This is a genomic window from Pedobacter ghigonis (assembly GCF_903166585.1).
Taxonomy (GTDB): domain Bacteria; phylum Bacteroidota; class Bacteroidia; order Sphingobacteriales; family Sphingobacteriaceae; genus Pedobacter; species Pedobacter ghigonis.
Genome location: NZ_CAESCM010000013.1, coordinates 1 through 15,519, shown reverse-complemented (window position 1 = coordinate 15,519; position 15,519 = coordinate 1). Strand labels below are relative to the sequence as shown.

The window sequence follows — 15,519 nt, the reverse complement described above, 5'->3', positions numbered from 1 at the left end:
CGCTTAATTTTTGGTAACTACCTCGTCCAGGTTTAACATGGCATTCGCCACTAAAACCATTGCTGCCTCTTCTGGTTTAAATTTCTTTTGTTTATCGCCCATAAATGCTGATGCATTTGAAGCATTGTTTTTAAAGGCTACAAGAGCTTTTGCATATAATTCTTCAAATACTTTCAACCTGTTTTGAGGAATAGATTTATACAGCATTAACTCATATGCCTTCGAAATTTTAGCTGCATTAGAATTCCCTCCTACTTTTTCCATACGCAAGGCCAATTTTCTGGCTAAATCAATATAAACGCTGTCGTTTAGGGTAACCAATGCCTGCAAAGGTGTATTGGTGCGAATACGCCTTGGACTGCAGACTACTCTGGATGCGCCATCGAAAGCAATAGATGAAGGATATGGCGCAGTACGCTTCCAATAAGTGTAGATTCCTCGTCGGTATTGATCTTCGCCTCCACTAGTTTGCCATTTTGCCCCATTGTATGGCGAAAACCATATGCCTTCGGGTTGCCACGGCATTACCGGCGGACCATACATTTTATTACTTAGAACCCCGCAAACGGCTAAACTTTGGTCTCTGATCTGCTCGGCACTCAGCCTCACCCTCGAACCACGGGCATAAAACTTATTAAACAGGTCTTTTTCCTTTACTTCTTCGGTTACTTTACTATCCTGACGGTAAGTAGCCATCATCACCATTTCTTTAAGCATCTTTTTAACGCTCCAATGGTGTTGGTGCATAAACTGATAGGCCATAAAATCAAGCAGCTCCTGGTGGGTTGGTGTCATACCCTGCGTGCCCATATCTTCTAAGGTTTCTACCAAACCTGCACCATATAGCTGTTCCCATAAGCGGTTTACCATGGTTCTCGATACCAGCGGATTTCGCTTATCGGTAAGCCACATGGCAAGCCCCATTCTATTATCGGGTGCATTTTTGGGCATCGCAAAAGCTAAAGAATTGGGTACGCCAACTTTTACTTCTTTACCTTTAGATGTCCAGGCACCACGCTCAAACACATAGTTTTTACGCTGCATGCTTAGTGGGTTTTCTACCATAACAGGCGTTGTTGATACCTGAGCATTCATCAAATCGGTAAAGGTCTTTTTCTTAGCTAAATAATCTGGATTACCTTTTCCGGGAAACTGTTTGGTAAAGTAAAACCAGTCGAAATACACCATAAACTCATCCGGATTTTTTACCGATGGATTGCTATATTTTAGATACACATCTTTTACCCCACTTTGCTTAGGGAAATCGACCGTTATATTTTCATAACCTTTGGTCTGCGCTACTTTCCACGATTTTATAGCCGGCCCGTTAGGCGAACCTAAATGCAGGCTCATGGTGCCATTTGGTTTGCTGCAATTGTAACGCAATATCAGTTGATCAACATTTTGAAGATTAACCGATTTTAACCTCGCAGATGAACTGTTTTTAAAGAACAGTGCAATGTTGTGATTACCAATTACCGAATTCACCAACTCATCGGCTGTTGTAGAGTTTATGGTCGGCTGACCAGTTTTTAAAAATAATGCTACCTCATCGGCCCGTTCTTTACCAGCTACATTTTTAACCCAGCTGGTTAAATGATTAAGTTCATTTGTAAGACTGTCGTTAAAATTCTTAAGTAATGGATATTCTGCCGACACATCTTCATCCCGCGTATTGTTAAAATACGACATGAATTTATAATATTCATCGTGCTTAAAAGGATCGTACGGATGGCTATGACACTGCACACAAGAAAAAGTAGTACTCATTAATCCTTCCCAGGTGGCATTTACCCGATCCAGCACTGCTGCTGTTCTAAATTCTTCATTATTTGTTCCCCCTTCATCGTTTGTAGGGGTATTACGGCTAAATGCTGTAGCGATGTACTGGGCGTCTGTTGGATTTGGAAATAAATCGCCTGCAATCTGATCGGTAATAAACTTATCGTAAGGCATATCGGCATTATAAGCCTTAATTACCCAATCACGGTAGCTCCAGATATTGCGGTTAGGATCGCTCTCATAGCCTTTTGTATCGGCGTACCGGGCAATATCCAGCCACATAGAAGCCCAGCGTTCGCCAAATTTGGGCGATGCCAGTAAACTATCTACTAAAACATTGTAGGCTTTTTGTTCATCTTTACTATTCAGGTAAAATTTCGCCAGTTTATCTGATGGATAGGTACCAATTAAATCTAAACTCACCCTTCTGAGCAAAGTAGCCTTATCAGCAGTTTTAGCCGGCTTCAGCTTATTTTCTTCCAGTTTGGCAAAAATAAATTTATCTAAATCGTTGCGCACCCAATCGTTATCTACATCTGGTACTTCGGTTGGTTTTACACTAACATAGGCCCAATGATTCCCCCATTTTGCTCCTTGTTTAACCCAGCTGCTAAGAATATCTATTTCCTCATTATTTAAAGCGGGATGCTTATACGGCATTCTTTCTTCGGGATCGTTAGATTTAAGGCGCTTTATAAACTCACTATCATCTGGATTGCCTGGAATGATGGCCGGTTTGCCACTTTTGGTATTGGCCAAAGCTTCGTCTCTGAACAACACACTAAAACCACCCTGCTGTTTAACACCGCCATGGCACGAAATACATTTTTTATTCAGGATGGGCTTAACTTGCGTATTAAAATCGATTTCCTTTTCCGAAGAAAAAAGTGAAAAAGCAACCAGCGCTACAGCAACTACTGCAAAGCCGGAGGCAAATAATATTTTCCTTTTCAATAACATTTGGTTAGTATAAATTAAAGCAGCTTTTAGCAGATATCATTTATTCAATCCGGTTTACCTGGCTAAACTCTTAATTCTAAATCATTGTGTAAACCAAAGGTCAATAAAAATACAGGAGACTAAAATGCATTTTTTTGCGTAAAAGATGGATTATATTACTTTTGTTTTATGCAAAACCAAATATGACAACACAGCCGCTTAAAAAAAAAGATGGTTTTGAATCACAAAAAGCCATTATTATTCCGAGAAATGTGATTTTAAAGCAATGCATAGGGAATGAAATAGTTAGCAACCTATACATTACCCACATTGGTTATTACCCAAAAGCATCTTATCATTACAGAAAAAGGGCGAATGGAGCCGAGCAGCACATTTTATTGTATTGTTTTGATGGGAAAGGCAATATCGAGATTAACAACATCAACTACAGGATTGAAGCTGGTAACTACATCCTCATTCCCAAAAAAACTGCCCATGTGTACCAGGCAGATGGCATTATGCCATGGACAATATATTGGGTTCACTTTTTTGGTACCGGCGCAGATCAATTGATAGCCCAGCTGGATAATTACAAAGGTTATGCAGGTTTTGGCGAAGAACGAAATGTACTGTTCAACACCATTTACAACCGGTTAGAAAGAGGATTTAGCCGTGAAAATATAATTTATGCCAATTTGTGCTTTCACCAGTACATTGCCGAATTTATTTATGCAGATAAACATATAGCCAGCGATAAAACAGTAGAAACCGACAAAGTTGAGGAGGTTATTGATTTTATGCGAAACAATATTGAAAAAACACTTAGTTTAAAAGAAATAGCCTTAGCAGTTTACCTTTCTCCTTCTTACTTATCAGCTATATTTAAAAAGAAAACGGGAACTTCTCCAATCGATTATTTTAACCAGCTTAAAATCCAGAAAACCACTCAATACCTGCTTTTCACTAACCTCAGAATTAATGAAATTGCACAGAAAATCGGTATAAACGATCCTTATTATTTTAGCCGGCTTTTTTCGAATATCATGGGGATTTCGCCAAAGCAATACCGTGATAATAGGTTTAATTGATCTTCCATAAATTAATCCAAAGTCAGTCCAATCTGCTTCAGTAAAATAGCGGCATTAAAAGTTTTGCAGGGGCCATGTTTCAGCAGGTAATCAAATTTCATTTCTCCGTTGGTGATCTGGATATCGAAATGAAAGTTGCGTACGGTAGCCGGGTAATCGTTAATCAAATCTGCCAGCTGCAAATCGTGCGTAGCAAACAATGCAGGCGTTTTTTCAGCAATCAGTTTCTCAACAAAAACTTTCGACCCCAGATATTTATCGCGGCTGTTGGTTCCCCGCAACATTTCATCAATCAGCACCAAAGTATCTTTATCGCGAACCACATTTTCTAAAATCATTTTCAGGCGGTTTAGCTCAGCTTTAAAAGTCGAAGTACTTTCATTCAGCGAATCTTTAATCCGCATATAGGTATTAATCGAAAAAACAGATAATTCGAGGCTTTTGGCACAAACCGGCGCACCCGAATAGGCTAAAACCATATTTATGCCCAGGGTACGTAAAAAAGTACTTTTGCCGGCCATGTTCGAACCGGTTACAATATCAACAGTTGGGTTTTCGCTTACATGAAAATCATTATCCACCCTAAGTTCGCGGCGGATGAGCGGATGCCCAATTTGTTCGGTTTTTAAAGTAAACTGTTCAGTTAATGCCGGAAAAACCCAATCTGACTGGTTATAAGCAACCGTAGCCAGCGAAATTAATTCCTCAAAATCGCCTAAGTGGTTTAGCGCAGCAATTACATCTTTTGAGGAAGATTTGTACCAGATATCGAGATTTATGCAACATTTTAAATCCCACAGTAAAAGTGCATTTAGAATGCCTCCCACGAGAATATTCAACCGGGCATCAAAGTTCTGGATAATTTTAGACAGGCTTTTAATTTCCTGACTTACCGGAATGCGCGAATCGAATAAATTTAAAATATAAGGGCTCTTCCAGTTTTGTTTTTCCGTCCACAAGATAGCGCTGGCATAACCATTTAATAAGCCAGAACTACCACCAAAACTATAAAATACCTTATTAATTTTTGCGCTAAGCAATACATTCCAACCCGTATGGATTACAAAAACCAGTGCCAGCACTTTCCAAAAGGCAGCACTGACTAAAATAGCAGCCAAAATTAAACCAACAGTAACAAAGGGCACCAGCTTAACGTACAAACGCAAAAATTTGCCTTTTACAAATTCCAGTTGGGCACCCAGCTGTAGCTTTAGCTGCATTTTAATTTGCTCTATTTTACCTGGATCGTAACCATGCAAATTGGCTCTGAAACTGTAGGTCTCATCAATTTTAGCTGTAATTTCTTTTACGGCTTCCTGTCGGCTTAAGATGATATCACGTGCCGATTTCTCTGCCAGTCTTTTCGCCAGCACATCGTTACCATTTTTAGTGCTGCAACGGTTTAACAATGCAAATAAAGATGCTTTTCCAAAAATATCGAGATCAGAAGTATGAGGGTGAATTTCAGATTCGAATGCTGTACCATGGTCGTAACCATTTTCTATGTTATTTAAAATATTCCATTCGTTCTGGTAAACCCATAAAAGCTGTTTTTTGTAATCGATTTCGAGATCCAGTTTACTTTGTTTGCGCACTACGTAAGCAAAAGCAAATACCGGCAACAGTAAGGTAATTTGTATCAATGTACGAAAGCCGTCATCGGCAGAGCGTACCAGCAAAACAAAAAACAAGATCTCGGCCAGGAACAAAGCAACCCGAACCAGAGAAAGCTTATCGATTAATTTTTTGGTCTGATTTATACCCTCAGTAACCTGTTTAATTTTTTCACTATAACCCGATATGATCTGTGCTTGTAATTTTAACATTATATTTGAATCTCGAAATTCTAAAGATAGGGAAAATATTAAATGAAGATTACACTGATCGCCATTGGCAAAACCGAAGATAAATATTTAATAGAGGGGATTGATAAATACATTAATCGCTTAAAACACTATATTAACTTCAGTTTTCTGGCTATACCTGATGTAAAAAATGTAAAGAACCTAAGCGAGGCGCAGCAAAAAGCCAAAGAAGCCGAGCTATTGCACAAACAAATCAACAATGGCGACATGGTGATTTTACTGGATGAGAAGGGAAAGAAATATTCGTCGGTTGAGTTTTCCAATTATTTAAACAAACAGATGATTGGTAGTGTTCAACATTTAATTTTTATTATTGGCGGTCCTTACGGGTTCGACGAAAGTATTTACAAAAGGGCTAATGGTTTAATCTCCTTATCGGATATGACTTTTTCGCACCAGATGATCAGGTTATTTTTTGTAGAGCAACTTTACCGTGGATTTAGTATTTTGAAAGGGGAACCCTATCATCATGCTTAAAATGGAAATATGGATAATGTGAACTATGGAAAAAGGAAATAAAAATCATCATTAAATAAAAGAAACGATGTTACTAGACAAATATAAAAGGGAATACAGGTACAAAAGCAACCAGAGCGGCAGCAATAAATATTTATGGATCAGCATTCTCATTTCGCTGCTTATTGGCGGCTTGATTTGGTATTTCGGTTAAGCGTATAAAAAAACACCAGACAAAATGCCTGGTGTTTCCGATACCTTTGCAATAAAAGCTTAAACGCCTTTTTTGCTGGTCATATTTGCTTTTTTAGCCGGAGCCGAAGTTTTCGTAGTTGCTTTTGCACTGGCTGCTGCCTTGGTGCCTGTAGCTTTTACTTTTTTATCAGCTGTTTTTTCTTCAGCTAATTTAACTTCTGCAGGGGTTCCTGGTGTTTCAGGAGCTTCTTCTGTAAACAAAGGAAGATCTTTAAGCAAGTTATACCAGGTAATAATTTTCTTCATATCAGAAGCATATACTTTCTCCTGATCGTGGCCTGGGGCTACTTCAAGAAAGTAAGCACGTAGATCGCCTTTTAAATCAGGTGTGCTTCCTTTAGCCGCAATTTTCGCAAAAATATCGGCCAGTTTAATTTCTTCATCTTCACCATATACAGTAATATCTTCTAATGAAGCTAATTTTGTATTAGTGATGTTGGCTACAATTTTAGTTTTTTGTGCATCTAAGCTCTCCAAAATGTAACCTACTTTATTTTGTCCAACCAGTTTAAATAAACCAGGTCTGCCAGATACGGCAACAATTCCTCTTAAGTTCATATATGTATGTGTTAGGCGGCTAGCGGTTAGCGTGAAGCGTTACAAAACGCCTGTTCGCCGTACGCCTATCGCGTTATCATTTGCCTGGTGCGAAGTGCAAAGAGCGCTATGCTCAAAGCCCTTAGCACTTTGCTTTCTTAATCTTCTAAAACTTCAATGTTCAAAATCTTATCTCCTTGACGGATATCATCAACAAGATCTACGTTTTCTACAACTTTACCAAAACAAGTATGGTTACGGTCTAAGTGTGCAGTGTTTGTTCTGCTGTGGCAGATAAAAAACTGCGAACCACCAGTGTTACGGCCAGCATGTGCCATTGATAAAACACCACGATCGTGATATTGGTTATCGCCATCTAATTCGCAATCAATTTTGTAACCCGGACCACCAGTACCAGCTAAATGTGCAGTAGCGGGATCTTTTGAATTCGGACATCCACCCTGAACCACAAAGTTCGGAATTACACGGTGAAAAGTTACTCCATCATAAAAGCCTTCTTTAGCTAATTTTTTAAAGTTTGCAACGGCTTTTGGCGCATCGTTATCGTAGAATTCTACGGTCATATCGCCTTTTTCTGTTTTTATTATTGCTTTACTCATCTTAATATCGGTACTAATTTTTTAAATCTCTCTACTTAAAAAGAACGAAGTATCTTTTAAGTAGAGGGCAAAAATAACAAAATTGTATAACTTATAACACCATTAAATTTTTCTATCCAGTATAAATGAGGTATTTTAGTATTTTAAGTAAATCAGTTTTGACAAAGAAATATTATATCCTCCTCATCTGTCTGCTCTGTTCTTTGGGGCTTAAGGCTTCATCGTTGTTAATTTATATGGATGAAGACCAGAAGAACCACCTTAAAGCCTATGGTATAGCGTATTGGACCATCAGTAAACAAGTTGAGGTAGATTGGCTTCTAAATTACCGTGGAGGTAGTTTTCTAATCAAATATAATAAAGCCGTAGAAGACGAACTGAAAATAAGAGGCGTATCGTACGAAGTAATGGCCGATGGAAAAGTGGTTAGTTTGTTAAACGAAATCAGCGATCCTTCGGTAAACATGGAAATGGTAAAGCTGGAGAAAACGCCAAAAATTGCTGTTTACTCACCTAAAAGCAAATTGCCATGGGATGATGCCGTTACCTTGGTTTTAACCTATGCCGAAATTCCGTACGATGTAATATACGATGATGATATTTTGCAGGATAAGCTAAGCAAGTACGATTGGCTACACCTGCACCACGAAGATTTTACAGGTCAATATGGTCGTTTCTGGGCTAATTTCAGGTATGCTACCTGGTACCAGGAGGATGTAAAAAACCAGGAGACTTTGGCCAAACGCATGGGTTTTAAAAAGGTATCGGAAATGAAACTTGCGGTAGCCAAACACATAAAAGAGTACTGTGCAGGTGGCGGTTTCCTGTTTGCCATGTGCTCGGGTACCGATAGTTTTGATATCGCGCTGGCCGCCGAAGGCGTGGATATTTGTGCCCAGATGTTTGATGGCGATGCTGCTGACCCAAATGCACAATCTAAACTTGATTTCAATAAAACACTTGCCTTTCAGAATTTCAGGCTCGATAACAACCCCATGAATTATGAATTTTCGGATATTGATGTTACCCAAACACGCACTTTGAACCAAACCAACGATTACTTCACACTTTTCGATTTTTCGGCCAAGTGGGATTTGGTACCAACCATGCTTACACAAGACCACGACAAAGTAATTAAAGGTTTTATGGGTCAAACCACTGCTTTTAAAAAGAGCCTGGTTAAAACGAGTGTAACAGTGTTGGGTGAAAATAAAGGTGCTGCCGAGGTACGTTACCTCCATGGCGAAATTGGTAAAGGCCAGTTTACCTTTTATGGTGGCCACGATCCGGAAGATTACCAGCATGCGGTAGGCGATCCGCCAACAGATTTAAACCTGCATCCAAATTCACCTGGCTATCGCCTTATTTTAAACAACGTACTTTTTCCTGCAGCTAAAAAGAAACCACAAAAAACTTAATTTCTGCTAAAATCATTTCTGGCATTATTCATTTTAGGCTTAAAACTACCTGGCTTTAACCCTATATTCCTGTTATGTATACAATAAGGAACAAAAATCTCTTGCGCAAAGCTATACCGTAATAATACCAATTCGGCACAAATACACTACTGTAAACCAACACATTACAATCCGATTTGTAACACGCTTGATACTTTGGCACAGCTTTTGGAAATGAGGCTTGTAATTAACAACAGGTTTAAAGCCTGAAATTTTTTAAACAAGATCTTTCTAAAAGAAAAATATTATGAAAAAGTTATTATTAAGTGCATCGGTTATTTTATTAGCAACAGGTGCTTTCGCACAATCAACTACAGGTACTACTTCAAGATTTGGTATTAAGGCAGGAGTTAACTTAGCTAAAATTCATTCAAGTGGAGATAATGAATCTATCTACAATGACAATGCTAAAAACAATCTTGGCTATAATGTTACCGCTTTCGGAGATTTTGGTGTGGCTAACAACTTTTTTATCCAGCCCGGAATTTCATTGCAAAATAAAGGTGTAAAATTTGAAGGCACCAGTTCTGCAACTGTAGGCGCTACTACTACAACTACTACTTCATCAGTAAAAACAAATGTAATGGCTATTGAAGTACCGGTTAATGCGGTATTTAATATTCCAACAGGCGATGCTGGTGCAGTGCAAATTAGTGCCGGTCCGTATATTGGATTTAACATTTCTGGTAAAAACAAAGGAAATACCACAACTACTACTGTAAATAACAACACCAATTCGAGTGTAACCAGTACCAGCAGTAACGACAGGGATTTAAGCTTTGGTAGCGCAAACGATAAAGATCAGAGCTCTATTGATTTTGGTGCAAACTTTGGCTTAACTTATCGTACTTCAGCAGGTTTCTTGGTAGGTGCTAACTATGGTTTAGGTTTATCTGATTTAACTCCAAAAGACAGACAAGCGAACAGCAATAAATTTACCAATCGTGTGTTAGGATTTACAGTAGGTTATTCTTTCTAAGCAATAACATACCTATGAAAAACAAAAACCTTCCCGGTGTAAAATCGGGAAGGTTTTTTTATGCTTTTTGATTGAATGCCTAATCGTAAAAATTCCAGCTCACCCCAAATTTAAGCAAGGCATCCTGCATCGGATAGCGGTTAACAGTAAAGTATCCCTTCTGGAAAAGCCCCTGGTTTACGAAATCATATTTAACAAAGATATTTGCTCTTCTTAAATTTGCTTTAAAAAACACATCAACAATTGGTTTCGACTGTAAATTAACCGGATTATCCTCATCAATATAAAACTGTGCAGTAGCCGGCGAGTACAAATAGTTTGCATACTCCGAATTGTAGCGAACATCGAATCCGATATTTGCCTTCAACACTTTAAAGAAGGTATTATTGAAATAAATACTGTTGTAGGTATAAATCTCCGGTGTTCTTAAAACAGCATTTTTATCGGTTTTTTGGTAGGCCACATAGTTTTCTAACGCAAACTTACCAAAGCGCCATTTCTTTAATACATCGATTCTGATTAAGCTGATATCTGCTGTAGCCTGTTTAGGCAGGATAGCCGTTGTACCGTTACTGTGGTCGGCAGCAAAATACAGGTAATTACTGGTTAAGAAGTATTTTGCCCCTGCGGTAAGGTCGTACTTATCGTTAATGTAATTGAAAGAGAGATTCAGGATTTTGGTATTCTTAAAATCGTTATTGGTCCATTTGTAGTGGTTACCGTGGTAATAATCGTAAATTGCTGATGGACTCTGGTTTTGTGCATAAGCTCCAAGTTCTATCCGGCCAATGGTTTTACCCAAAAGGATTTTACTTTTGGCCTCATACAGATAATCGCCGGCATTTTCGCCTTGCAGGATTTGCTGTAAGTCTAAATTAAAATCGACATTGGTAGAAAATCGGTAACCCGCAGCACCCAAAACCGTAATATTCTGGTAATAAGCCCGGCTTTGCTCATAGCTGGTACCATCTAATTTAAGCCCCAGAAATTCATGTTTATAATAATCGTGCCTGATCCCCGCATCTACCTTTAGCTCATTCTTAATTACCGACGAATTTTTAGGTCGCAGGAAGAAACTGTAAATAAACTCATTTTTAACATGCAGCACACGGGTCGAATCGTTTGTAAAGGTAGTACTGGCAATTCCCGGAGGCAGCACATTATTTACATCAGTTTCATTCTTTAAAAAATCGTAGGTATTGGTATTGTATTCAAAAGTATGGGTAAGCTTATTGGTTGGTAAAACTGCATTATTCGCATTGGCAGAGGTATCGATACGGCCCACATAATAAGTCTGCTTTAAAAACAGGGTATTTTTCTTATAAATATTCCGGGCTGATGACAGATTTACTGGTTCGGCCTCCCTGCTAATGGTAGAATAATCGGGATTAAATATCTGTTTGGCAGAAGTTACCGATCCATTCTCGTAACCACGCATGGTATTAAAAATTGCCGAAGCCCACATGTTATAACGTTTGCTAGGCGATTGATACCACGAAAACACCGCTACATTTAAGTTATCGCCACGCTGCCTCGCATAAAAACCCTTGGAGTCGCCACGGTTAAAATTTACCCCAACATTCCAGTTTCGTTTAATATTTTGGGTGTGAATAGCCCTAAAAAGTTGCTCCTTTTGACCCGCGCTTACAAAATATAAGCTTGTAAAAGGCGTTCGAGCCTGATAGTAAATAATATCTTCGGGCGTTAAGGCATAATAATCGAGCGAATGGAAACCCACATCGAAACCAATGCGCTTGCTCGGTTCGAACAATAAAGGCCTGGCCGAAAGTCCCATATTACCATTGCTAATGGTGGGGTGTGTAGGTTGTAAAAGCGGACTATAATTCTGGATATTGGTGGTAGAGGTATCGAGTGGCAACAGCACAATACTATCTTTGGTTAAAGATAGCTTAGTAAAACGAATGTATTTTGCCGTAAAAACTACCGAATCCTTACCCCCATCCAGCTTTTTTCTAACCGAATCGAGTTCTTTATTGGTACCAACACTTGTTTTTAAATCTTGTGCAAAGGCTTTGTTGATGCCCATGAGCACGATAATCAAAAAACAGATCTGAACAATATTACGCATCTTACAGTTCGGCAATTAAGCGGGTTAAAATTTCGGTCATTTTAGGCTCGGCCTTAGCTGCAGCCTCTAAAATTTCGTCAAGGTTAAAAGGTTGTAAATCTTCCGGAAATCCCTCATCCGTTAATACGGAAATGGCAAAAACAGGCAAACCGGCATGGTTGGCTACAATAACTTCGGGTACAGTGCTCATGCCCACAGCATCGGCACCAATTAAACGCAGGTATTTATATTCAGCCTTGGTTTCTAAATTAGGACCAGAAACAGCTACGTAAACACCTTTGTGGCATTTTACATCAACATTTTTGGCTATTTCTAAAGCTTTGGCAATAATAGAACGTTTATATGGCTGGCTCATATCCGGAAAACGCGGTCCCAGTTCGCTTTCAATCAAGCCTCTTAGCGGATTATCGGGTTGCAGGTTAATATGATCTTCTATAATCATTAAATCACCTTTCTTAAACTCAGGGTTTAATGAACCGGCAGCGTTAGAAACAATCAGGTTTTCGATGCCTAAGCCTTTCATTACTCGCACCGGAAAAGTAATTTGCTGCATACTATAACCTTCGTAATAGTGCAAACGACCTTGCATAGCCACAATTTTCTTTCCGTTTAAAGTTCCGAAAATAAGCTTTCCGCTGTGAAATTCAAGCGTAGAAATCGGGAAATTCGGGATATTAGAATACATAAGCTGATGCTCGACTTCGATATCTTTAACCAGCCCGCCGAGCCCTGTACCTAAAACAATGCCTATCTCCGGTTTAAAATTCTCTGTTTTACGTTTTATATATTCAACGGTTTCTTCTATTGCTCTTAACATAATTTAAAATGAGTTCGTCAAAGGTAATCTTATCTTCTTCAAATAATTCAACCTCAATGGGTAAATAATATACGGGTAAATTTACCAGTAAATCTTCAAATCCGGTAGCTCTTAAACGTTTGCTATCCTTTTCTGTTGTGATGATGATTTTTTCTTTTTTTATTTCTGCTTCAAAAGCTGTTTTTAACTTACTGATATCGGTATGCTTAAAGGCGTAATGATCCCTGAATGCTTCGTGTTTAATGCTTTGGGTATATTTCTGGAGCTCTTCTATTAAGGGTTCTGGATTGGCGATACCTGTTAGCAGGAAAACCTCAAAATCCTTAATCGAATCGAGCGGCCTGCTTTCTTCCCGGTACAGGTGTTGCAGCTGGCCATACTTTAAATAAGCATGCAAGACCGGCTGGTTGTTATCAGGTTGTAATTCGTTTATAGATGCCTGCTGCGCCACATGCAGGAGCGGTACCGGGGACTTGGTAACCAAAAGCACATCAGCCCTTTTGCGCGAAGCAAAAACATCCCTTAGATTTCCGGCCGGCAATAAAAACTGCAAAGTGCCCAGTTTCCTGAATTCGAAAAGCAGAATATTAAAACCTGCTCTTATTGCCCGGTGTTGAAAAGCATCATCCAGAATAATTACATCGTGATCGTTTTGCAATTGCTTTACCCCTGCCACCCGGTCTTCGCAAACGGCTACTGTAACTTCTTTAAATTTCTGATAGTATTGCAAAGGCTCGTCGCCTATTGTTTCGGCTGTAGCACTAGCATCGGCCAGGATAAAGCCTTTGGTTTTACGACCATATCCCCGGCTTAAAATAGCAACTTTATAACCTGACAGCAACCTCAGAAGGTATTCTGTTGTCGGTGTTTTTCCAGAGCCACCAACAGCCAGGTTACCAACACAAATTACAGGCAGATCGAACGATACACTGCGCATGATTCCCCAATCGTACAGCTTTTTCCGGAGAACAACAGCCATTCCATAAATAAATGAAAAAGGAAGGAGCAGAAGGCGTAAATAATTAACTAGCATAGTGTCGTGGATTCAAAAATACTGATTATTTAAAAAAGAAAGGCATTACTCAATAAAGCAACCGTTAAGCAACTGAAATGGTTTGAACGAATATCTTAGAAAGAAGATGTAAAATGGTTGATGGAAGCGCTTGACTTCTTCGGGTCTTGACTATTAATTTATGTTTTTTTACTATAATTGTTCCCTATCAAAACATAAACGCATGTCTCCAAATAAACGCTTAGTAGTTGGTCAAGGTCAGATTAGTGGCTATATTTCTATATTTTTAGCTGTTCTGGCATTACTGGGTATTCTCTGCTTTCATTATCCGGAGAAACTTACCACACCCGAATTCCGTGAAATTTACACGAAAGACAGTATGGAGGTTTTAATGCTTGGCGGGGTAATTGCATCTTTCTTCTTTTCGGCATTAAGCATTATTTTAAGCAAAAAATTAAGGTGGGGCTGGCCGGGTTTTCTATTGGCTGCCTTCGCTGTGTTATTGGGCGCTGTAACCGTTGAGGGCAGAGATGTTGCCAAATCGAGCTGGCATTTTGGTTTAGACTGGATGATTTTGGATTTACTCTTAATGGTAGCCATTTTTGTACCGCTGGAGTTGTTTTTTCCCAAAAACACCAATCAGACCAAGTTTCACGAAGAGTGGCGTACCGATTTAACCTATTTTGTAATCAGCCATTTATTTATTCAGTTTTTTGGCATTGTAACTCAAAAACCCGCAGTGCTCTTTTTCGGCTGGATGGGTTTAGATAAAATCCATACCTGGGTTCAAAGTTTGCCTTTTGCCCTGGCCCTTTTTCTGGCGTTCTTCAGTACCGATTTATTTCAATATTGGGCACATCGCTTTTTCCATACCAGGGTTGCTTTGTGGCGTTTTCATTCCATCCACCATTCTACCCAAAACATGGATTGGCTGGCCGGAAGCCGAACACATTTTATCGATATCTTTTTTACCCGCGCCATGACTTTTATCCCGTTGTATATCCTGGGTTTTTCGTCAACAGTATTTAATGTGTACATCATTTTTATTGCCATTCATGCGGTTTTGATTCACGCCAACACTCGAATTAACTTCGGGCCACTCAAATACATCTTCACCACCCCTCAATATCACCATTGGCACCATTGCGAAGATCCTAAATATTACGGACATAATTTCGCATCGATATTTCCATTTATTGATATGCTGTTTGGCACCTATTATTTACCTGGAAAGGAATGGCCTGCCGGAACCGGCGTGCACGAAGCTGCTTACCCAAAAGGATTTGTGAAACAAACCATTTACCCATTTACCAAAAGCCCTTTCGATACTGATCTGAATATGGAAGAGCGTAGCGATAGGTAAACTTATTGGATGATTAAAGTGGTTGGTGGAGACACCAACCACCAGAGACCTGCTAGCGGTTGGTGTCCTCACCAATGCTATTAACTTATCGTCATAAATATTTGATATTCAAATATTTATGACGATATTTAGTTATTAAACAATAAGATTGAAATGAGTATAATTTCTTTGAACCAAATTGGGGAGCAACATAAAGTGGCTCCTAAAAAAAACATTTGACTTCATTCAGGATAAAAATAGCTTTTCTCAATACATTAAAG

At 39.0% G+C, this 15,519-nt stretch carries 12 protein-coding genes; 5 read left to right on the top strand and 7 right to left on the bottom strand.

Annotation, left to right across the window (positions count from 1 at the left end):
* Positions 1 to 3: 3 nt before the first annotated feature.
* Positions 4 to 2,736: a DUF1553 domain-containing protein gene (locus HWV58_RS17770; RefSeq protein ID WP_394354257.1), complete on the bottom strand. Its 2,733-nt coding sequence runs from the start codon at positions 2,734 to 2,736 to the stop codon at positions 4 to 6.
* 188 nt (positions 2,737 to 2,924) lie between these two features.
* On the opposite strand from HWV58_RS17770, the gene HWV58_RS17765 reads away from it, so the two are divergent.
* Complete coding sequence (locus HWV58_RS17765) at positions 2,925 to 3,809, top strand: AraC family transcriptional regulator (protein WP_175635373.1); 885 nt, start codon at positions 2,925 to 2,927, stop codon at positions 3,807 to 3,809.
* 11 nt (positions 3,810 to 3,820) lie between these two features.
* On the opposite strand, the gene HWV58_RS17760 is transcribed toward HWV58_RS17765, so the two are convergent.
* Entirely contained in the window at positions 3,821 to 5,635 is a 1,815-nt protein-coding gene (locus HWV58_RS17760; RefSeq protein ID WP_175635372.1) for a MutS-related protein, read from the bottom strand.
* A 42-nt stretch (positions 5,636 to 5,677) separates the two neighbouring features.
* On the opposite strand from HWV58_RS17760, the gene rlmH reads away from it, so the two are divergent.
* The gene (gene rlmH, locus HWV58_RS17755) at positions 5,678 to 6,151 is read left to right on the top strand and encodes a 23S rRNA (pseudouridine(1915)-N(3))-methyltransferase RlmH (RefSeq protein ID WP_090501206.1); all 474 of its coding nucleotides are present in this window, start codon (positions 5,678 to 5,680) and stop codon (positions 6,149 to 6,151) included.
* A 252-nt stretch (positions 6,152 to 6,403) separates the two neighbouring features.
* Here rlmH and HWV58_RS17750 read toward each other — a convergent pair whose 3' ends face one another.
* Positions 6,404 to 6,943 carry a DUF5606 family protein gene (locus HWV58_RS17750; protein WP_175635371.1) on the bottom strand — a complete coding sequence of 180 codons (540 nt, stop codon included), beginning with the start codon at positions 6,941 to 6,943 and terminating at the stop codon, positions 6,404 to 6,406.
* 137 nt (positions 6,944 to 7,080) lie between these two features.
* Positions 7,081 to 7,542: a peptidylprolyl isomerase gene (locus tag HWV58_RS17745; protein WP_175635370.1), complete on the bottom strand. Its 462-nt coding sequence runs from the start codon at positions 7,540 to 7,542 to the stop codon at positions 7,081 to 7,083.
* 236 nt (positions 7,543 to 7,778) lie between these two features.
* On the opposite strand from HWV58_RS17745, the gene HWV58_RS17740 reads away from it, so the two are divergent.
* A complete protein-coding gene (locus HWV58_RS17740; RefSeq protein ID WP_175635500.1) occupies positions 7,779 to 8,960 on the top strand; it encodes an asparagine synthetase B in 1,182 nt (393 codons plus the stop codon).
* A gap of 286 nt (positions 8,961 to 9,246) precedes the next feature.
* Positions 9,247 to 9,978 carry a porin family protein gene (locus tag HWV58_RS17735; protein ID WP_175635369.1) on the top strand — a complete coding sequence of 244 codons (732 nt, stop codon included), beginning with the start codon at positions 9,247 to 9,249 and terminating at the stop codon, positions 9,976 to 9,978.
* A gap of 79 nt (positions 9,979 to 10,057) precedes the next feature.
* Here the strand turns inward: HWV58_RS17735 and HWV58_RS17730 are convergent, their stop codons facing one another.
* The 3 genes from HWV58_RS17730 to lpxK are packed head-to-tail and all read right to left on the bottom strand — an operon-like array spanning position 10,058 to position 13,917.
* Positions 10,058 to 12,067, bottom strand: coding sequence for a putative porin (locus HWV58_RS17730; protein WP_235972760.1), 2,010 nt, complete (start codon positions 12,065 to 12,067; stop codon positions 10,058 to 10,060).
* 1 nt (position 12,068) lies between these two features.
* The gene (locus tag HWV58_RS17725; RefSeq protein ID WP_166207296.1) at positions 12,069 to 12,884 is read right to left on the bottom strand and encodes a purine-nucleoside phosphorylase; all 816 of its coding nucleotides are present in this window, start codon (positions 12,882 to 12,884) and stop codon (positions 12,069 to 12,071) included.
* Positions 12,856 to 13,917 (bottom strand): tetraacyldisaccharide 4'-kinase, encoded by a 1,062-nt coding sequence (lpxK, locus tag HWV58_RS17720; protein ID WP_175635368.1) that lies wholly within the window; start codon positions 13,915 to 13,917, stop codon positions 12,856 to 12,858. Before lpxK ends, HWV58_RS17725 begins: the two co-directional genes overlap by 29 nt.
* 202 nt (positions 13,918 to 14,119) lie before the next feature.
* Here lpxK and HWV58_RS17715 point away from each other — a divergent pair, with 202 nt between their 5' ends.
* Entirely contained in the window at positions 14,120 to 15,259 is a 1,140-nt protein-coding gene (locus HWV58_RS17715) for a sterol desaturase family protein (RefSeq protein WP_175635367.1), read from the top strand.
* Positions 15,260 to 15,519 lie beyond the last annotated feature (260 nt).